The following is an 18,126-nucleotide window of genomic DNA, read 5'->3' as shown; positions in this document are numbered from 1 at the left end:
AAATGATAGATATATTTTCTCTTACAACCAACAAATTGGTTGAAAAATTAAAAGAAGGTGAAATTTCTTCTGTAGAAGCTTGCACTTTATATATTGAAAGAATTGAAAAATTTGAAAAAGATGTAATGGCTTGGGAATATTTTGATAAAAAAAAACTTTTAGAAAAAGCTGCAGAAGCTGATGAATATAGAAAATCAGGAAAACCTCTAGGCTCACTACACGGACTACCAATTGCAGTTAAAGATATCATAGGTACTTTTGAAATGCCCACAGAATGTGGTACTCCGCTAAGAAAAAAAATGCCAAGCTCACAGGACTCTGAAGTTGTTAATTTACTTAAGATTGCAGGAGCAATAGTGATGGGAAAAACTGTAACTACAGAACTTGCATATTTTCATTCTGGAAAAACTACTAACCCACACGATAATTCAAGAACACCCGGAGGATCTTCAAGTGGTTCTGCAGCAGCAGTAGCAGCACATATGGCTCCACTAGCGATTGGATCACAAACTAATGGCTCAATTATTAGACCAGCTTCTTATTGTGGGGTTGTTGGTTACAAACCATCTTATGGATTAATTTCTAGGAGTGGGGTTATGAGGCAATCTGATAAATTAGATCATATTGGAGTATTTGGAAAAACTGTTGAAGATGTTGCCTTATTTGCAAAATCATTAATTAAAAAAGATTTATATGATTCATCAACTGTTCATTATGCGGCAGATGAAATGTTAAAGTTTTGTAAAAAAGGACCGCTGTATGAACCAAAATTTATTTTTTATAAAACTAAAAACTGGAAAAACATTGATAAAGAATCGCAAAAATCTTTTGAACTTTTTATAGAAACTTTTAAAAAAAATGTAGAAGTGTTCGATACACCATCATATTTTGATGATATTCCAAAATACCATAAAATAATTCATGAAACTGATATGGCTAATAATTTTCAAGGTTATTATAAAAAGTCTAAAAAAAAACTCTCAAAAGAAATGGTAAGTGCAATCGAGAGAGGCATGAAGTACTCAGCTAAAGATTACGCAGAAGCCATTGATTTTATGAAAAGAAGTTATGAATCTTATAAGGAAGTTTTTGAAGATTATCATGGTGTATTGAGTCCATCTTCTGCAGGTGTTGCGCCAAAGGGTTTAAAGAGTACAGGAAGCCCAGAATTTTGTACTATCTGGACTTACATGGGGCTGCCCACTATTTCATTACCTTTACTTACTGGTGCAAATAACTTACCATTAGGCTTACAGTTAATTGGAGACAGACTAGATGATTTAAGGTTTTTAGGTGTAGCTAACTGGTTAGAAAAAAATTGTAAAAAATATGCTAAATAAAATAACAACACTTTTAGGCTCACTCCTTGCAACACTATTTCTTGTTGGGCTTGCAACAACTTTGACGCGATCTTCAATGATAGGTTTTTGGGATGTGCTACCAGTATATATTTTAATGGCTATAGCAATTTTCATGATGTTTTACGAAGCCTTCTTCGATAAAAAATAATTTTCTACTTGTAGTGAATAATTCTAAAAATAATTATTTACCTTTTTTATTACTATTTATTCAGCCAATTTTTATGGCTAGTAATCTAGTAGTTGCCAGAGGTGCAGCTGATTTTGTTCCCCCAATATCTTTAGCATTTTGGAGATGGTTAGTTTGTTTTTTAATATTATTACCATTTACTTTTAAATATTTATTAAAAAATTATAAAGAATATAAAAATGAGATAAGCAAAATATTCATTTTAGGTTTATTGGCTTGTGGTATATGTGGCGCATTTCCATTTATTGCTGGAAAAACTACAACAATTATAAATATGGGGATAATATATTCTTCTTCTCCAATATTTATAATCCTAATATCTACATTATTTTTTAGAGAAAAAATAAACTTAGTGAGAATTTTGGGAGTTACAATTTGTATTTGTGGTGTGATTGCAATTATTATTAAAGGTAATTTAGGATTACTTTTCCAACTTAAATTTACTTCTGGGGACCTTTGGATGTTAGGCGCTTCATTGGGATGGGCTCTTTATACGGTCTATTTATTTCATTGGAAATCATCAATGCCAATACTAGAAAGGTTTTCTCTTATAGCAATGTTTGGTGCAATCAGCCTATTCCCTTTTTTTATTCTAGAAGAAACATATATTTCTAAAACAAATTATAATTTAATGTTTTTATTCTGGGTTTTGTTTGCTGCAATTTCCCCAAGTATAATAGCATTTATTTTATTTAATTTTGTAAACAAGGAATTGGGTGCATCAATAACTGGTTCAGTTTTATATCTTTATACAGTCTATGGTGCGGTTTATGGAACCCTTTTCTTCAATGAAAAATTAGAATCGTTTCATTACTTAGGCACAGTTCTAGTTTTTTTGGGAATATTTTTGATTAAAAAGAAAATTCGATAAAATAAAAGGTTTAAATTAAGCCACAATCTGAACAAATAATTTACAAATTTTAATAGTAAAAAAAATAATGAATAAATTTGTTATAAATTTTTTTGTATTAATTTGTTTTTTAAATTCTGGTCTTGCAGAAGAGAAGACATCGTATGTAGATAAACTTTTTCATGTAGGTCAAATGAATTCACATAATAAGAGTTTTTCTCTTTTTTTTAAAACTAGAGATAAAGCTATTTTAGCAAGAGGTGAGGATTATAATTATGTTACAGATTTCCCTCAAGACTTATATATTTATAATTATAAAACAAAAATTTCATCACCATTAATTTCATACGAATGGTTTCCATCACAGGCAAAATTCCTTTTAGAAGGTTATGATTATCCAGTTTTCCCAGAAGATTTTGCTTACTATTTATTAAAAGATAATAATACCCTAGTAATGATTAGTGCAATTAAAAATATAAAAAAAAATTTTAAATTTGATATTGCTAATAAAAAATTAAATTCATATCCATCAAATGGTAAGTTTGATTTTATAATTTCATCAATTGCAAAAAATTGTGGACATTCATATCTTAAAGAAAATTATAAATGTAGCTACTACAAACCTTTAATTTCTAATAATCTGATTAATTAATTTGAGTAAATGCTTCAGCAAATTTTTCTGCATTAAAAATTTGTAAATCATCTTCTTTTTCACCAAGTCCAAGAGCAATTATTGGAAGCTTATATTTTTTAGCAAGTGCTAATAAAATTCCTCCTTTTGCAGTGCCATCTAATTTTGTCATTATCAAACCAGTAAGAGGTATAATTTTATTAAACTCTTCTACTTGACTAATAACATTTTGGCCAGAGGTTGCATCAAGCACCAGGATTACATCGTGAGGAGCATCTGGATCTATTTTTTTAGTTACATGGGCAATTTTTTTGTACTCTTCCATTAAATTTTTTTTATTTTGCAATCTCCCTGCTGTATCAATTAAAACATGATTAAAATCACCCTTTAATGCTTCTTCAATTGCTTTGTAGGCAACTGATGCGGGGTCAGATCCTTGAGTAGTCTTTGTAATTTGTACATCAATTTTATCAGCCCAGCTTTCTAATTGCTCTATAGCAGCTGCTCTAAACGTATCGCAAGCAGAAAACATAACCTTGTTACCGTTAGATTTTAAAATTTTACCAACTTTTCCAATAGTTGTTGTTTTTCCAACTCCATTAACTCCTGATACTAGGACTGCGTTGAGCTTTTCTTTTTTATTAAAAAAATTCTCATTTTCCAAAGGTTTCATTAAAGTGATTATATAGTTTTTAAGAATTAAATTTACCTCATTCATAATATCTTTTTTTGGGTCAATTTTTTCTTGAGCAATAATTTTTTTAATTTCTTCAGCTGCAACAAGACCAACATCTGATTGAATTAAATATTCTTCAATTTGATCTAATGTTCTGTCATCTATCTCTTTTTTTACAATTATATCTCTTAAACCAGACGTAAATGCAGAAGCACTTTTTTTAAAACCAATTTTAAATTTATCAAAAATTCCCATTATAATTTAATGTCGATATTTTTGATATCAGACACGGGTCCTTTCATATGAATGCTATTTCTTTCATCAATAGAAATTGTTAAATTACCTAATGCAAACTCTATATCTGTAGTTTTTTCTACCAGATTATTAATATTAGCTGCAACAGCAGTTGCACAAGCTGCAGTACCACAAGCCTTGGTAAGTCCAGCTCCTCTTTCCCAAACTTTTACTTTTATTAAATTTTTATTTATAACTTTTGCCAAGGTCACATTACATTTTTCTGGAAATAGTGGATGATTTTCAATTTTTGGACCAATAGTTTGTAAGTCAAATGCTTCAATATCGTCTACAAAAAAAACTATGTGTGGATTGCCTACATTTATGGCTGTTCCACCAATATGTTTGGTGTTATTTTTATTTACAATTTCAATTTTTAAGTCTTGTGTATTTAGCTGCTTACTTAGAGGAATCTCTTGCCAATTAACTTTTGGCAAACCTATTTCAGTCTCAACTAAATTATTTCCTAAAATTTTTGATTTTAGAGAGCCAGAAGCTGTTAAGAGCGTTATTTCTTTTTTACCACTTTCTTTTGATAGAAGATCTGCCACACATCTCGTGCCATTTCCACAAGCACCAGATGCACTTCCATCTGAATTATAGAATTCTACATCTGCATCTATTTCTTTATTTTTCTTAATTAGAATGAGTTGATCACATCCAATGAAACTACGATCACATACTTTAATTATTTGATCTTTATTTAAATTGAAATCCTGGCTTCTTTGATCGATAATTACAAAATCATTGCCCAAACCATCCATTTTAAATGCTTTAATATCCATATGTAGATATTTAACTTATTTATTGACTTTTTGAACCTCTATTATAGGTTGTTCTCGTTTCCACAAAAACGTTAAATTTGTGGTGTCTTTGGAGACAAAGAGATCAACACTAGTCAGCGATATTCGCCCACTAGTGCGAAACTGCTGTGCGTAATAAATATGTTTGAAAACTTAACAAATAAATTCGAAGAAATTTTTTCTTCTTTAAAAAAAGTAGCTTCACTTGATGAGAATCAAGTAGATGAAGGCTTAAGAAGTATTAGACAGGCGTTATTAGAAGCCGATGTGTCTCTAGATGTAACTAAAGATTTTATAGAAAAAGTTAAGCCAAAGGTTATGGGTCAAGAAATAATTCGATCAACCTCTCCAGGAGATATGGTTGTTAAAATTGTTTATGATGAACTAGTAAGCCTTTTAGGTGAAAGTAACACAGATATTAATTTAAATGCAGTTCCGCCAGTTCCAATGATGCTGGTAGGTCTTCAAGGTTCTGGTAAAACTACAACAACAGCAAAATTAGCCAAATATTTAGAAAAAAATAAAAAGAAAAAAATAATGATGGTCAGTCTTGATGTGTATAGGCCAGCTGCACAAGAACAACTAAGATCATTAGGAGAGCAAAATGATATTTTAACATTACCTATTATTGAAGGGCAGCTACCAGCAGATATTTGTAGAAGAGCAGTTAGTGCTGCAAACCTAAATGGTGCAGAGATTATATTATTTGATACAGCAGGCAGAACACAAATAGACCTTCAGATGATGAGTGAGATTAAACAAATAGAAAGTATAATTAACCCAACGGAGGTATTTTTAGTTGCAGATTCTTTAACAGGACAGGTTGCTGCAGAAGTTGCAAAAGAATTTAAGAATACTGTAAATGTGACTGGTATTGTTTTAACAAGAGCTGATGGTGATGCAAGAGGTGGTGCGGCCCTTAGTATGAAATATGTTTCTCAAGTGCCAATTAAGTTTTTAGGGGTAGGAGAAAAAATAGAAAATTTAGAGGTTTTTCACCCAGATAGAATAGCTAATAGAATATTAGGTATGGGAGACATCGTTTCTCTTGTCGAAAAAGCTGCAGAAGATCTTGGTGATGAGAATATAAAAAAAGCAGAAGAGAATTTAAAAAAAGGACAATTCTCTATGGAAGATTATTTAACACAGCTTAGACAAATGAAAAAAATGGGAGGCATAGAAGGAATTATGTCGTTTATGCCAGGTGTTTCTAAAATGAAATCACAAATGGATGCTTCGGGAATTGATGAAAGCGTTATTACCAAAAATGAAGCAATCATTTTATCTATGACAAAAAAAGAAAGAGGAAATCCTAAAATCATTGATGGTTCTAGGAAAAAAAGAATTGCTAATGGCTCTGGAACAGATGCGGCCACTATCAATAAATTGCTTAAGCAATTTAAAATGATGTCTGAAATGATGAAGAAGATGTCAAAAGGAAACCTGAAGGGTATGTCTGATAAAGGAATACCTCCAGAGCTACTAAATCAACTTAAATAAAAAAAGGAAAAGAAATGATAAAAATAAGACTATCAAGAGGTGGAACAAAGAAAAGACCAGTATACAAAGTAGTTATAGCCGACAGTCGTCGTGCAAGAGACGGAAGATTTATTGAGAAGGTAGGATTCTTTAATCCTCTTTTACCAAAAGATAAAAAAGAAAGAGTAGGACTAGAAGCAGAAAGAATTAAATATTGGTTAGGTCAAGGTGCTCAACCAACTACTAGAGTTGCAAGAATTTTAGGTGAAAATGGTATTATAGCAATGCCTGCAAACGGTAGTAATCCAAATAAAGCTATTCCTAAAAAAGAAAGAAAAAAAGAAGGAGACGAAGTAGCTCCAGCAGCAGCAGCAGCTCCAGCAGCAGCAGCAGTTCCAGCAGCAGAAGCAGCTCCAGCAGCAGAAGCTCCAAAGGAAGAAGCTCCTAAAGCAGAAGCAGTTCCAGCAGCAGCAGCAGCTCCAGCAGCAGAAGCTCCAAAGGAAGAAGCTCCTAAAGCAGAAGCAGTTCCAGCAGCAGAAGCTCCAAAGGAAGAAGCTCCTAAAGCAGAAGCAGTTCCAGCAGCAGAAGCTCCAAAGGAAGAAGCTCCTAAAGCAGAAGCGGCTCCAGCAGCAGAAGCTCCAAAGGAAGAAGCTCCTAAAGCAGAAGCAGTTCCAGCAGCAGAAGCTCCAAAGGAAGAAGCTCCTAAAGCAGAAGCGGCTCCAGCAGCAGAAGCTCCAAAGGAAGAAGCTCCTAAAGCAGAAGCGGCTCCAGCAGCAGAAGCTAAATAGTTGGAGTTATGTGGCAAGCTCAAGTATTTACACTCTATCCTGATTTTTTTCCTGGCCCTTTAAATAAAGGGCTATATGGAAAAGCTTTAACAAATAAAATTTGGGATTTAAAAGTTGTTAATATTAGAGAGGCTGCTGAGGATAAACACAAAACAGTAGACGATACTCCTTTTGGAGGTGGATCTGGAATGTTATTGAAAGCTGACATTTTAGCAAAATCTCTTGATCAAAATAAAAAAGAGGGAGAAAGAATTTTTTATTTATCACCAAAAGGAAAAAAACTTGATCAGAAATTAGCATTAGAATTATCAAAAGAAAAATCTATTAGTTTAATTTGTGGTCATTTTGAAGGTGTTGATGAAAGATTATTATCTACAAGGAATATAGAAGAACTTAGCATAGGAGATTTTATTTTATCTGGAGGTGAAACAGCATCATTTGTTGTTTTAGATAGCATTCTTAGGTTGCTGCCAGGTGTTTTGGGAAATGAAAAGTCAAAGACTGATGAGAGTTTTGAGAATGGGCTTTTAGAGTATCCCCAATACACAAAACCTCAAATTTGGGAGGAAAAAAGTGTTCCAGAAGTACTATTATCAGGAGATCACAACAAAATTAAAGACTGGCGTTTATCACAATCAGAGGCTATAACACGCGTCCGAAGACCAGATTTGTGGGAAAAATATAAGAAAAACTAACTTGATAAATACTACTATGAAAACAATTGAAGAAATAAACCAACATAATGTAAAAAAAATATTAGCTGAGAAGAAAATTCCAGATTTTTTTCCAGGAGATATAGTAAAAGTTGGTGTGAGAATTACCGAAGGTAAAAAAGACAGAATTCAATATTTTGAAGGTGTGTGTATAGCTAGAAAAAATAGAGATTTAAACTCTTCATTCACAGTTAGAAAAATTTCATTTGGTGAGGGTGTTGAAAGAACATTTCCACTGTATGGTACTGTTATAGATACAATTACAGTTATTCGTCATGGTAAAGTTAGAAGAGCAAAATTATATTACTTAAGAGATAGAACCGGTAAATCAGCTAGAATTGCTGAAAGGATTAGAAAAAAAATTGGTATAGAAGTTGCTGTGAAACCAGAAATAGTAACTGAAGAAACTTCAGTACCAATAGCAGTAGAAGCAGAAAAACAAACAGAGGTTCAAGCAGAACCTGAAAAACAACCAGAAGTTCAAGTAGAACCTAAAACAGAAAAATCAGAAGAAAAAAAATAATTTTTTTTTCAATGCCTTTAACTCTTTACGATAAAATTTGGAACGATCACCTAGTAGATCAGCAAGATGATGGCACGGCATTATTATTCGTTGATCGACATTTAGTACATGAAGTTACAAGTCCACAAGCTTTTGAAGGATTAAGAAACTCTAATAGAAAAGTTAGACAACCCGGCTTAACTCTAGCAGTTGCAGATCATAATGTTCCAACTACTGATAGATCTAAAGGAATAGCAGATGTAGAATCTAAAATTCAAGTAGACACTTTAGAAAGTAATTGTAAAGAATTTGGAATTCAGTATTTAGGAATGAATGACAAGAGACAAGGAATTGTTCATATCATTGGTCCAGAACAAGGTTTTACACAACCTGGAACAGTAATTGTTTGTGGAGACAGTCACACAGCAACACATGGCGCATTTGGTGCTTTGGCATTTGGAATTGGTACTTCCGAAGTGGAACATGTCTTAGCAACACAAACATTGGTTCAAAAAAAAGCAAAGAATTTTAGAATTAATGTTAATGGAAAACTTCCAATTGGTGTTACCTCTAAAGATGTAATTTTACAAATTATAGGAAACATTGGAACTGCAGGAGGAACAGGGTCGGTTATTGAGTATGCTGGCAGTCTAATTTCATCTTTAAGTGTAGAACAACGAATGACAATTTGTAATATGACTATTGAGGGAGGAGCAAGAGCAGGATTAATTGCTCCAGATGAAAAAATATTTGAATATTTAAAAGGTAAACCGATGTCTCCAAAAAATGAAAATTGGGATAAGGCTATGAAATATTGGGAAAGTTTAAAAACTGATGATGGAGCTAAATTTGATAAAGAAATAGATTTAGTAGCAGAAGACATTTTACCTATGATTACCTGGGGAACTTCTCCACAAGATGTAATCACTATAGATGGCAAAGTTCCAAATCCTAAAAATGAACAAGATGAAGACAAAAGGAACTCTTTAGAAAGGTCATTAAATTACATGGGTTTAGAGGCTGATACACTAGCTACAGACATTAAGATTGATAAGGTTTTTATAGGAAGTTGTACGAATGGAAGAATTGAAGATTTAAGGGAAGCTGCGAAAATATTAAAAGATAAAAAGAAAGCATCCCATGTTCATGCAATGGTTGTTCCAGGCTCAGGCTTAGTTAAAGAGCAGGCAGAGCAGGAAGGCCTAGATAAAATATTTATAGCTTCAGGTTTTGAATGGAGAGAGCCCGGTTGCTCAATGTGTCTTGCAATGAATGCAGATAAATTAAAACAAGGAGAAAGATGTGCTTCAACTTCAAACAGAAATTTTGAAGGAAGACAGGGTAGAGGTGGAAGAACACATTTAGTCAGTCCTGGAATGGCAGCAGCAGCTGCAATTTCTGGAAACTTAGATGATGTTAGAAAGTATCAAAACTAAAATGCAAAAATTCAACTCACTTACAAGTATCCCAGTATATTTACCAATAGTAAATATTGATACAGATATGATTATTCCAAAACAATTTCTTAAAACAATTAAAAGAACAGGGTTAGGAAAAAACTTATTTTTTGAAATGAGGTATGATGATAATGGAAATGAAATAAAAGATTTTATTCTAAATCAAGAACCTCACAATCAATCAAAAATCTTAATTGCAGGAAAAAACTTTGGCTGCGGTTCATCAAGAGAGCATGCGCCATGGGCACTTTTAGATTTTGGAATTACATGTGTGATAAGCTCTAGTTATGCTGATATTTTTTACAGTAACTGTTTCAAAAATGGAATTTTACCAATTACTTTACCAGAAGAAAAAATAAAAGAATTATCAGAATATTCAAAAAGAAAAGAAGAAATTTCAATAGACCTAAATGAAGAAAAGATAATTTTTGGAAATAGTGAAATCAAGTTTGACATTGATCCTTTTAAGAAAAAATGTTTACTAGAAGGGCTTGATGATATTGCGCTGTCATTAGCTAAAAAAGAAAAAATCACAACCTTTGAAGAAAACTTAAAAAATAGTAAACCATGGATATTTAATGATAAAAATTAAAAAAAGAAAAATTTTACTTCTACCCGGGGATGGTATTGGACCTGAAGTTATTCAAGAAGTTAAAAAAGTTATTTTATGGTTGAATTCAAATAAATCTCTAGATTTTGAAATTGATCAAGATTTAGCTGGTGGTTGTTCTTATGATAAACATGGAACACCAATTACAGATGAAGTTTTTTACAAAGCTTTAGAAAGTGAATTTGTTATGCTGGGTGCAGTTGGTGGACCAAAATGGGATAACTTAGATTTTTCAAAAAAACCAGAAAGAGCCTTATTGAAATTAAGAAAAGAATTAAAACTATTTGCAAATTTAAGACCTGCAATTTGTTTTGAGCAATTAGTTGATGCCTCAACCCTAAAACCAGAAATTGTATCTGGATTAGACATTATGATAGTTAGAGAATTAACAGGTGGAATTTATTTTGGTGAGCCAAGAGGAATTAAGCCAATAGAAAATGGTGAAAGAAAAGGGATTAATACCCACTCATATACAACTAGTGAAATAGTTAGAGTAGCAAAAGTAGCTTTTGATCTAGCAAGAAAGAGATCAAATAAGGTTACCTCATGTGAAAAGTCGAATGTAATGGAAGCCGGACAACTTTGGAAAGAAGAAGTTCAAGAACTACACGACAAAGAATATAAAGATGTAGAATTAAGTCATATGCTTGCTGATAATTGTGCAATGCAATTATTGAAAAACCCAAAGCAATTTGATGTAATTGTTACTGACAATTTATTTGGAGACATGCTTTCCGACCAAGCCTCAATGTTAACTGGGTCTCTAGGTCTATTACCATCAGCTTCTTTAGGTGCAAAAAATAAAGATGGGGAAATGAGAGCTATGTATGAGCCTATTCATGGTTCAGCACCAGATATTGCTGGAAAAGAAATTGCAAACCCAATAGCCTCGATTTTAAGTTTTGCAATGGCTTTAAGATACTCATTGGATTTAGATAGTGAAGCTGATGCATTAGAAAAAGCTGTGCAAGAAGTCTTAAATGACGGTCTTAGAACAAAAGACATTATATCTGAGGGAAAAAAAGAAGTATCAACATCAGCTATGGGTGATGCGATAATTTCAAAATTGCAATAATTAAATAATTATTCTAGAGTTCTGGAATGCCAAATTATACTGCACCAGTGGAAGACATGATGTTTCTTTTTGATAAATTAAGAAATAATAAAAATTATAATGATCTTGAAAAGTATAAAGAAGTTAATTCAGAATTAGTAAAAGATATTTTAGAAGAAGCAGCTAAGATTAACCAAAACTTAATATTACCATTAGCAAAATCAGGTGATGAGAACCCAACAGTTCTAGAGAATGGTGTGGTTAGAACGCCGCCTGGCTATAAAGAAGCTTATTCTAAATATATAGAAGATGGCTGGACTTCACTTTCTTGTGATCCAAAATATGGAGGACAAGGAATGCCAAAAACTGTAAGTGCTTTTTTTGACGAAATGTTATCATCTGCAAGTTTGTCATTTAAACTTTATAGTGAGTTAAGTATTGGTGCATATAATTGTATTTCTCATCATGCTACAGATGAAATAAAAGAAAAATATCTTCCAAAAATGGTTGAAGGAAAATGGAGTGGTACGATGTGCCTTACTGAACCAGTTTGTGGAACTGATTTAGGACTTTTAAAAACTAAAGCTATTGAGCAATCTGACGGAACTTTTAAATTAAGTGGACAGAAAATTTTTATTACTTCAGGTGATCAAGACTTAACAGAGAATATTATCCATTTAGTTATTGCAAGAGTAGCTGACTCTCCAGCAGGAACAAAAGGAATAAGCTTATTTTTAGTACCTAAGTTTGTGGTAAATGAAGATGGATCTATTGGTGCAAGAAATGGAGTTTCTACAGGTTCTATAGAAAGCAAAATGGGAATTAAAGGTTCTGCCACATGTGTATTAAACTTTGATGATGCAACTGGTTATATGATTGGATTAAAGAATAAAGGGTTAAATGCAATGTTTACTATGATGAATTTAGAGAGAATTGTTGTAGGAATTCAGGGCTTAGGAATTTCTGAAATAGCCTATCAAAACTCTTTAAGTTACGCGAAAGAAAGGAAACAAGGAAAAACAAATAATACAAAATCAACTAATGGAGCAGATTTTATTATTGAGCATGCTGATATTAGAAAATCTTTGCTTAATATGAAATCTATTATTGAAGGTGAAAGAGCTTTATGTTTTTGGTTATCTCAACAAACAGAAGTTAGTCTTTATCATCCAGACGAAAAAATAAAGCAGGAAGCGTCAGATCTTGTGTCGTTAATGACACCAGTGGTTAAAACGATGTTTAGTGATATGGGAATGGAAATAACAAGTGATGCTATGCAGGTTCATGGTGGTTATGGGTATACAAAAGACCAAGGAATAGAACAACTATATAGGGATAATAGAATCACCCCAATTTATGAAGGAACAAATTCAATTCAAGCAGCAGATTTAGTTTTTAGAAAGTTGGTAAATAAAAATGGTGATATAATTAATAAGTATTTAGAGTTGATTAAGAATGATTGCAGTATTGAAAATGAAAAATTAAAACCTTTCATAAAAGAACTAAAAATACATCTAGAGATCTTATCTACCTTTACTGATTGGATTAAAGAAAAAGTTCAATACTCAAAAGATGATGCAAGTGCAGCATGCAATGACTATTTAAAAGCATTGGGGTTTGTGTCTATAGCACATGCGTGGATAAAAGTTTTAGAGGTAAGTTTTAAAGATTATGAACAAAACAAAGACTTTTATGAGGATAAAATTCAAACAGCAAATTTTTATTTTAAAAGAGTTTTACCAAGAGCCGAAAGTCATTTTAAAACTGCCACATCGGGAAGTGATTATATAATGAATTTTAAATTCAGTTAATATGAGTCATTACAATACAAATTTAGATAAAAATGAGGCTAATTATGTTCCTCTTTCTCCTTTAACATTTTTAGAAAGAACTAAAGATATATATCCAAATTATGAAGCCTTAGTTTATGAAAGTAGGTCTTATACCTGGGGAGAGGTTTATAAAAGATGTGTTAAGTTTGCTAGCGCACTAGATAAATTGGGGGTGAAAACTGGAGATACAGTTTCTATAATGGCTTTCAATACACCAGAAATTTTTGAAGCCCATTATTCAATACCAATGGTGGGAGCAGTGATTAATGCAATCAATACAAGACTAGACCCTAATACAGTAAGTTATATTTTACAGCATAGTGATGCAAAGGTTTTAATTGTAGATAGACAATTTCACGATGTAATTGAAAAGGCTTTAAAGAATGTTAAAAATAAAATTACAATTATTGATATTGACGACCAAGACATAGATACAAGTTCTTTTAAGAAAATAGGAGAACTTGAATATGAAAGTTTTTTAAATACAGGTGACGAAAATTACGAATGGAAAAAACCAAAAGATGAATGGGAAGCGATTTCATTAAGTTACACGTCTGGAACTACTGGAAGCCCAAAAGGAGTAGTTTATCATCACAGAGGCTCATATTTGATGTCAACAGGCAGTGCCACAGCTTGGAATATGTCTAACAAGCTAAATTTTTTATGTGTTGTACCAATGTTTCATTGTAATGGTTGGTGCTACCCTTGGACACTAGCAATGTTACATGCAAGAGTAATTTGTTTAAGAAACATCGATGTAAAAAAGATATTTGAATTAATTGATAAATATGAAGTAACTCATTTCGGTGGAGCCCCAATAGTATTAAATATGATTGTTAATGCTCCAAAAGAAGATCAAAAAGTCCTAAAAAGAAAAGTAAATGTTTTAACCGCAGGTGCACCGCCACCAAGTATTATCTTTGAGAAAATGGAAAAACTTGGTTTTGAAGTGATGCACGTTTATGGATTAACTGAAACTTATGGTCATATGTTGCAGTGTGCATGGAATGAAGATTGGAATTCTTTAGAAAAAGATAAAAAGAATGAAATCAAAGCAAGGCAAGGTGTAAGGTACCCAAACACAGAGGGTGCTATTGTAATGGATCCAGAAACAATGAAGCCAGTGCCCAAAGATGGAAAGACTATGGGTGAAATTATGATCAGAGGAAATATCGTAATGAAGGGTTACTACAAAGATAAAGAAGCAACAGATAGGTCAATGGCAGGTGGATGGTTTCATTCAGGAGATTTAGCTGTGACCCATCCTGACGGATATATTAAAATTCAAGATAGATCTAAAGATATTATTATTTCTGGAGGAGAAAATATTTCTTCAATAGAAATTGAAAATGCAATTGCAAAACACCCTTCAGTTTCTTTAGCAGCTGTAGTTGCTAAGCCTGATGAAAAATGGGGAGAAACTCCTTGTGCTTTTGTTGAATTGATTAAAGATAAGCCAGCAACTGAAAAAGAAATAATAGATTTTTGTAGAGAAACATTGGCTGGATTCAAAATCCCTAAAAGTGTTATTTTTTGTGATTTACCAAAAACCTCAACAGGAAAAATTCAAAAATTTGAACTAAGAAAAAAAGTTAAGGAATTAAGTTGATCTTTCAGGTAGACAATAAGAATGTCTTTGTATCGGATTCAGGTCAAGGTATTGATAAAAAAAAAGTCACAATAGTTTTACTTCATGGAAGTGGTCTCTCACATATTGTTTGGTCTTTAACAGAGCAGTATTTATCAAATCAAAATTATAATGTTTTAGCAATTGATTTGCCCGGTCATGGAAATTCTGAGGGTGATTGTTTAAAATCAATAGAAGAAATTTCAGATTGGTTAGAAAAAGTTTTTAAAGAACTTAATGTTTCTGAATTAACAATAATAGGTCATTCCCAAGGGTGTTTGGAAGCATTAGAATATTATTCAAGATATTCAAAAAGAGTTAAAAATTTAATATTTGTTGGTGCTTCTTATAGAATGCCCGTTAATCAAGATTTAATAGATTTTGCTGAGAGTGGAGATGATAAAGCAGTTAAATTAATGATGAAATGGAGCTATGAAAACTCTAAAAAGTTTATTGGAGGTAATCCTGTAGAAAAAATTATTAATTCTCCAAGAGATATTAGGGAGATTTTAGCCATTGATCTTGTAGCTTGTAATAATTATAAAAACGGATCTGAGGCTTTAAAATCAATTAAGTGTCCCACATTATTTATTTTTGGTGAACTAGATAAGATGGTTAACCTTGAAAAAGGCAAGAAATTTGCTGAACTTATTCCTAATTCAAAAACTCATATAATAAAAGAATGTGGACATATGATTATGTTTGAAAAAGCTTTTGAAATGAGAGAAAAGATCTCTAATTTTTTAAAAAAATGAAAAACTTTTCAATAGCAAAATCTAGAAGATTAAGAAGTACTCCTTATACTGCAAGAATAGAGAAACAAGGGGTTACAGCATACACAATTTATAATCATATGCTATTACCTGCTGCATTTGGATCAATAGAAAATAGTTACAAACATTTAAAAGAGCATGTTCAAGTATGGGATGTTGCTGCAGAAAGACAAGTAGAAATATCAGGAAAAGACTCTGCAGAATTAGTACAATTGATGACATGTAGAGATTTATCAAAATCTAAAATTGGGAGATGTTATTATTGTCCAATAATAGATGAAAATGGAAATTTAGTTAATGATCCAGTTGTTCTAAAGCTGGATGAAAATAGATGGTGGCTATCAATAGCAGACTCGGATGTAATCTTTTTTGCCAAAGGTTTAGCATCTGGACATAAATTCGATGTTAAAATTATAGAACCAGTGGTGGATATAATGGCAATACAGGGTCCGAAATCATTTGCATTAATGGAAAAAGTTTTTGGAAAAAAAATTACTGAACTAAAATTCTTTGGATTTGATTATTTTGATTTTGAAGGGACAAAACATCTTATAGCAAGGTCAGGATGGTCTAAGCAAGGTGGATATGAAGTTTATGTTCAAAATACAGAGTCAGGACAAAAATTATATGACTACCTTTTTGAAGTTGGAAAAGAATTTAATGTAGGACCTGGGTGTCCAAACTTAATAGAGAGAATTGAGAGTGCATTACTATCTTATGGAAATGATTTTGATAACAATGATAATCCATTTGAATGTGGTTTTGATCAATATGTTAGTTTGGATAGTGATATAAATTTTTTAGGAAAAGATAAATTAAAAGAAGTTAAATCAAAAGGAGCCCAAAAGAAGTTAATGGGTATTAAAATTGATATAAAAGAAATTAGTCTCACAGGATCAAAAAATTTATATGATGAGAAAAATAATATAATTGGTGAATTAAGATCGGCTTGTTACTCACCTCATTTTCAAATGGTTATTGGAATAGCAATGATCCAGAAGTCTTACTGGGAAGTATCTCAAACCTTTAAAATTCGAATAAATGACAACACTTTTCTTGGAAAAGTTTGCGATTTACCCTTCATCTAGTATAAAAGCCTAATAACATCATGAATATAGCAATTGTAGGAGCCACAGGTAATGTTGGAAGAAAAATTCTCGAGGTTCTAGAGAGAAAAAAACTTCCTATAAAGGAACTATTTTTAGTTGCTTCACCAAGAAGTGCTGGTCAAAAAATAAATTTTAGTGGCAAAGAACATGAGGTTTTTAACCTTGAAACATTTGATTTTTCAAAAATTAAAATTACTTTCTTTGCAGCAGGTGGAAAAATTTCAGAACAATATGCTTTAAAAGCAGCAAAGCACTCAATAGTTATAGATAATTCTAGTTTTTATAGAATGGATCCTGATGTGCCATTAATTATTCCACAGGTAAATCCAGAAGCAATTAAGAGTATGAAAAAAAATATAATTGCTAACCCTAATTGCTCAACAGCTCAGTTAGTAATTGCTCTTAAACCGTTACATGACTTATTCAATATTATACGAATAGTCGTTTCGACATATCAGTCTGTTTCAGGTGGTGGCAAAGACCCTATGGATGAACTAATAGAACAAACTAAATTATCCCTAGAAAATAAACAAATTAAACCTAGAAATTTTACTAAACAAATTGCTTTCAATGCCATTCCTCACATCGATGTTTTTGCAGATGATGGTTACACTAAAGAAGAATTAAAAATGACCAATGAAACTAAAAAAATTCTTGGTGACAAAATAGAATTAACAGCAACATGTGTAAGAGTTCCAGTTATGGTTTCTCATGCGGAGTCAGTAAATATTCAATTTGAAAAATCATTTTCTTTAGAAAAAGTTAGAGACACTCTTAGTAAAGCAGAGGGCTGTAAAGTTTATGATAAAAGAGAAGATGGAGGATATAGCACTCCAATTGAAGCAGAAGGTAGAGACGAAACTTATATTTCAAGAATAAGAGAAGATAAAACTAACAAGAATTCATTAAACCTATGGATTGTTTCTGATAATTTACTTAGAGGAGCGGCATTGAATGCTGTTGAAATTGCAGAAACTTTAATTAATAATAATCTTAATGGAAAATAATAATCCTTTATCACCACATATTCAGATCTACAGATGGCACATATCTTCTTTAGTATCTATTTCACATAGAATTACAGGAATGATAAATATAGCTGCTATAACAATAATTTGTTTTTGGATTGCATCCTTACTATTAGGTGAAAATAGCTATGAGTTTACTAAGGTATTTTTAAATTCTATTTTAGGAAAATTCATAATTTTAGGTTTAACATGGTCATTTAGTTTCCAGATATTAAGTGAAATAAGACATTTAATTATGGACCTAGGATATGGGTTTGAATTAAAAGTATCAAAGATAACAGGATTAATCGTGATCATTGGATCATTTTTTTTAACAATTTTAATTTATTTAATTGGAAAGCAATTTATTTAG

At 31.8% G+C, this 18,126-nt stretch carries 17 protein-coding genes and 1 pseudogene; 16 read left to right on the top strand and 2 right to left on the bottom strand.

What is annotated here, in order from left to right:
- Positions 1-2: 2 nt before the first annotated feature.
- From ABXT53_RS06655 to ABXT53_RS06645, 3 genes are all read left to right on the top strand, one after another.
- Positions 3-1,340 carry an amidase gene (locus ABXT53_RS06655; protein ID WP_415290415.1) on the top strand — a complete coding sequence of 446 codons (1,338 nt, stop codon included), beginning with the start codon at positions 3-5 and terminating at the stop codon, positions 1,338-1,340.
- A gap of 182 nt (positions 1,341-1,522) precedes the next feature.
- Positions 1,523-2,419, top strand: coding sequence for a DMT family transporter (locus ABXT53_RS06650; protein ID WP_415290414.1), 897 nt, complete (start codon positions 1,523-1,525; stop codon positions 2,417-2,419).
- Positions 2,420-2,486: 67 nt separating this feature from the next.
- Positions 2,487-3,050, top strand: coding sequence for a hypothetical protein (locus ABXT53_RS06645; RefSeq protein ID WP_415290413.1), 564 nt, complete (start codon positions 2,487-2,489; stop codon positions 3,048-3,050).
- Here the strand turns inward: ABXT53_RS06645 and ftsY are convergent.
- The gene (gene ftsY, locus ABXT53_RS06640) at positions 3,043-3,960 is read right to left on the bottom strand and encodes a signal recognition particle-docking protein FtsY (RefSeq protein ID WP_415290411.1); all 918 of its coding nucleotides are present in this window, start codon (positions 3,958-3,960) and stop codon (positions 3,043-3,045) included. The genes ABXT53_RS06645 and ftsY overlap by 8 nt on opposite strands.
- The gene (gene dapF, locus ABXT53_RS06635) at positions 3,960-4,784 is read right to left on the bottom strand and encodes a diaminopimelate epimerase (RefSeq protein WP_415290410.1); all 825 of its coding nucleotides are present in this window, start codon (positions 4,782-4,784) and stop codon (positions 3,960-3,962) included. Before dapF ends, ftsY begins: the two co-directional genes overlap by 1 nt.
- A gap of 159 nt (positions 4,785-4,943) precedes the next feature.
- On the opposite strand from dapF, the gene ffh reads away from it, so the two are divergent.
- The 13 genes and pseudogenes from ffh to sdhC all read left to right on the top strand — a co-directional run bounded on the left by ffh (position 4,944) and on the right by sdhC (position 18,126).
- Complete coding sequence (gene ffh / locus ABXT53_RS06630) at positions 4,944-6,302, top strand: signal recognition particle protein (protein WP_415290409.1); 1,359 nt, start codon at positions 4,944-4,946, stop codon at positions 6,300-6,302.
- A gap of 14 nt (positions 6,303-6,316) precedes the next feature.
- Positions 6,317-6,916 (top strand): annotated as a pseudogene (gene rpsP / locus ABXT53_RS06625) (30S ribosomal protein S16); the annotation flags it as partial.
- 161 nt (positions 6,917-7,077) lie between these two features.
- The gene (gene trmD, locus ABXT53_RS06620; RefSeq protein ID WP_415290408.1) at positions 7,078-7,764 is read left to right on the top strand and encodes a tRNA (guanosine(37)-N1)-methyltransferase TrmD; all 687 of its coding nucleotides are present in this window, start codon (positions 7,078-7,080) and stop codon (positions 7,762-7,764) included.
- Positions 7,765-7,780: 16 nt separating this feature from the next.
- Positions 7,781-8,305, top strand: a complete 525-nt coding sequence (gene rplS / locus ABXT53_RS06615) for a 50S ribosomal protein L19 (RefSeq protein ID WP_415290407.1) — start codon at positions 7,781-7,783, stop codon at positions 8,303-8,305.
- Positions 8,306-8,316: 11 nt separating this feature from the next.
- Positions 8,317-9,720, top strand: a complete 1,404-nt coding sequence (gene leuC, locus ABXT53_RS06610; protein WP_415278168.1) for a 3-isopropylmalate dehydratase large subunit — start codon at positions 8,317-8,319, stop codon at positions 9,718-9,720.
- A 1-nt stretch (position 9,721) separates the two neighbouring features.
- On the top strand, positions 9,722-10,333 hold the full coding sequence (leuD, locus tag ABXT53_RS06605; RefSeq protein WP_415278167.1) for a 3-isopropylmalate dehydratase small subunit: 612 nt from the start codon (positions 9,722-9,724) through the stop codon (positions 10,331-10,333).
- A complete protein-coding gene (leuB, locus tag ABXT53_RS06600; RefSeq protein ID WP_415290406.1) occupies positions 10,320-11,426 on the top strand; it encodes a 3-isopropylmalate dehydrogenase in 1,107 nt (368 codons plus the stop codon). Before leuD ends, leuB begins: the two co-directional genes overlap by 14 nt.
- 26 nt (positions 11,427-11,452) lie before the next feature.
- Positions 11,453-13,216, top strand: coding sequence for an acyl-CoA dehydrogenase family protein (locus ABXT53_RS06595; RefSeq protein WP_415290405.1), 1,764 nt, complete (start codon positions 11,453-11,455; stop codon positions 13,214-13,216).
- 1 nt (position 13,217) lies between these two features.
- Entirely contained in the window at positions 13,218-14,846 is a 1,629-nt protein-coding gene (locus tag ABXT53_RS06590; protein WP_415290404.1) for a long-chain-fatty-acid--CoA ligase, read from the top strand.
- Complete coding sequence (locus ABXT53_RS06585; protein WP_415290403.1) at positions 14,843-15,619, top strand: alpha/beta fold hydrolase; 777 nt, start codon at positions 14,843-14,845, stop codon at positions 15,617-15,619. Before ABXT53_RS06590 ends, ABXT53_RS06585 begins: the two co-directional genes overlap by 4 nt.
- Entirely contained in the window at positions 15,616-16,725 is a 1,110-nt protein-coding gene (locus ABXT53_RS06580; RefSeq protein ID WP_415290402.1) for a dimethylsulfoniopropionate demethylase, read from the top strand. The genes ABXT53_RS06585 and ABXT53_RS06580 overlap by 4 nt, the downstream gene beginning before the upstream one ends.
- A gap of 20 nt (positions 16,726-16,745) precedes the next feature.
- The gene (locus ABXT53_RS06575; RefSeq protein ID WP_415290401.1) at positions 16,746-17,753 is read left to right on the top strand and encodes an aspartate-semialdehyde dehydrogenase; all 1,008 of its coding nucleotides are present in this window, start codon (positions 16,746-16,748) and stop codon (positions 17,751-17,753) included.
- Complete coding sequence (gene sdhC / locus ABXT53_RS06570) at positions 17,743-18,126, top strand: succinate dehydrogenase, cytochrome b556 subunit (protein ID WP_415290399.1); 384 nt, start codon at positions 17,743-17,745, stop codon at positions 18,124-18,126. The genes ABXT53_RS06575 and sdhC overlap by 11 nt, the downstream gene beginning before the upstream one ends.

It is taken from the genome of Candidatus Pelagibacter sp. Uisw_136 (assembly GCF_047720275.1).
Taxonomy (GTDB): Bacteria; Pseudomonadota; Alphaproteobacteria; order Pelagibacterales; family Pelagibacteraceae; genus Pelagibacter.
The sequence above is the reverse complement of the archived record's forward strand: the minus strand, read 5'-3'. Positions and strand labels throughout refer to the sequence as shown.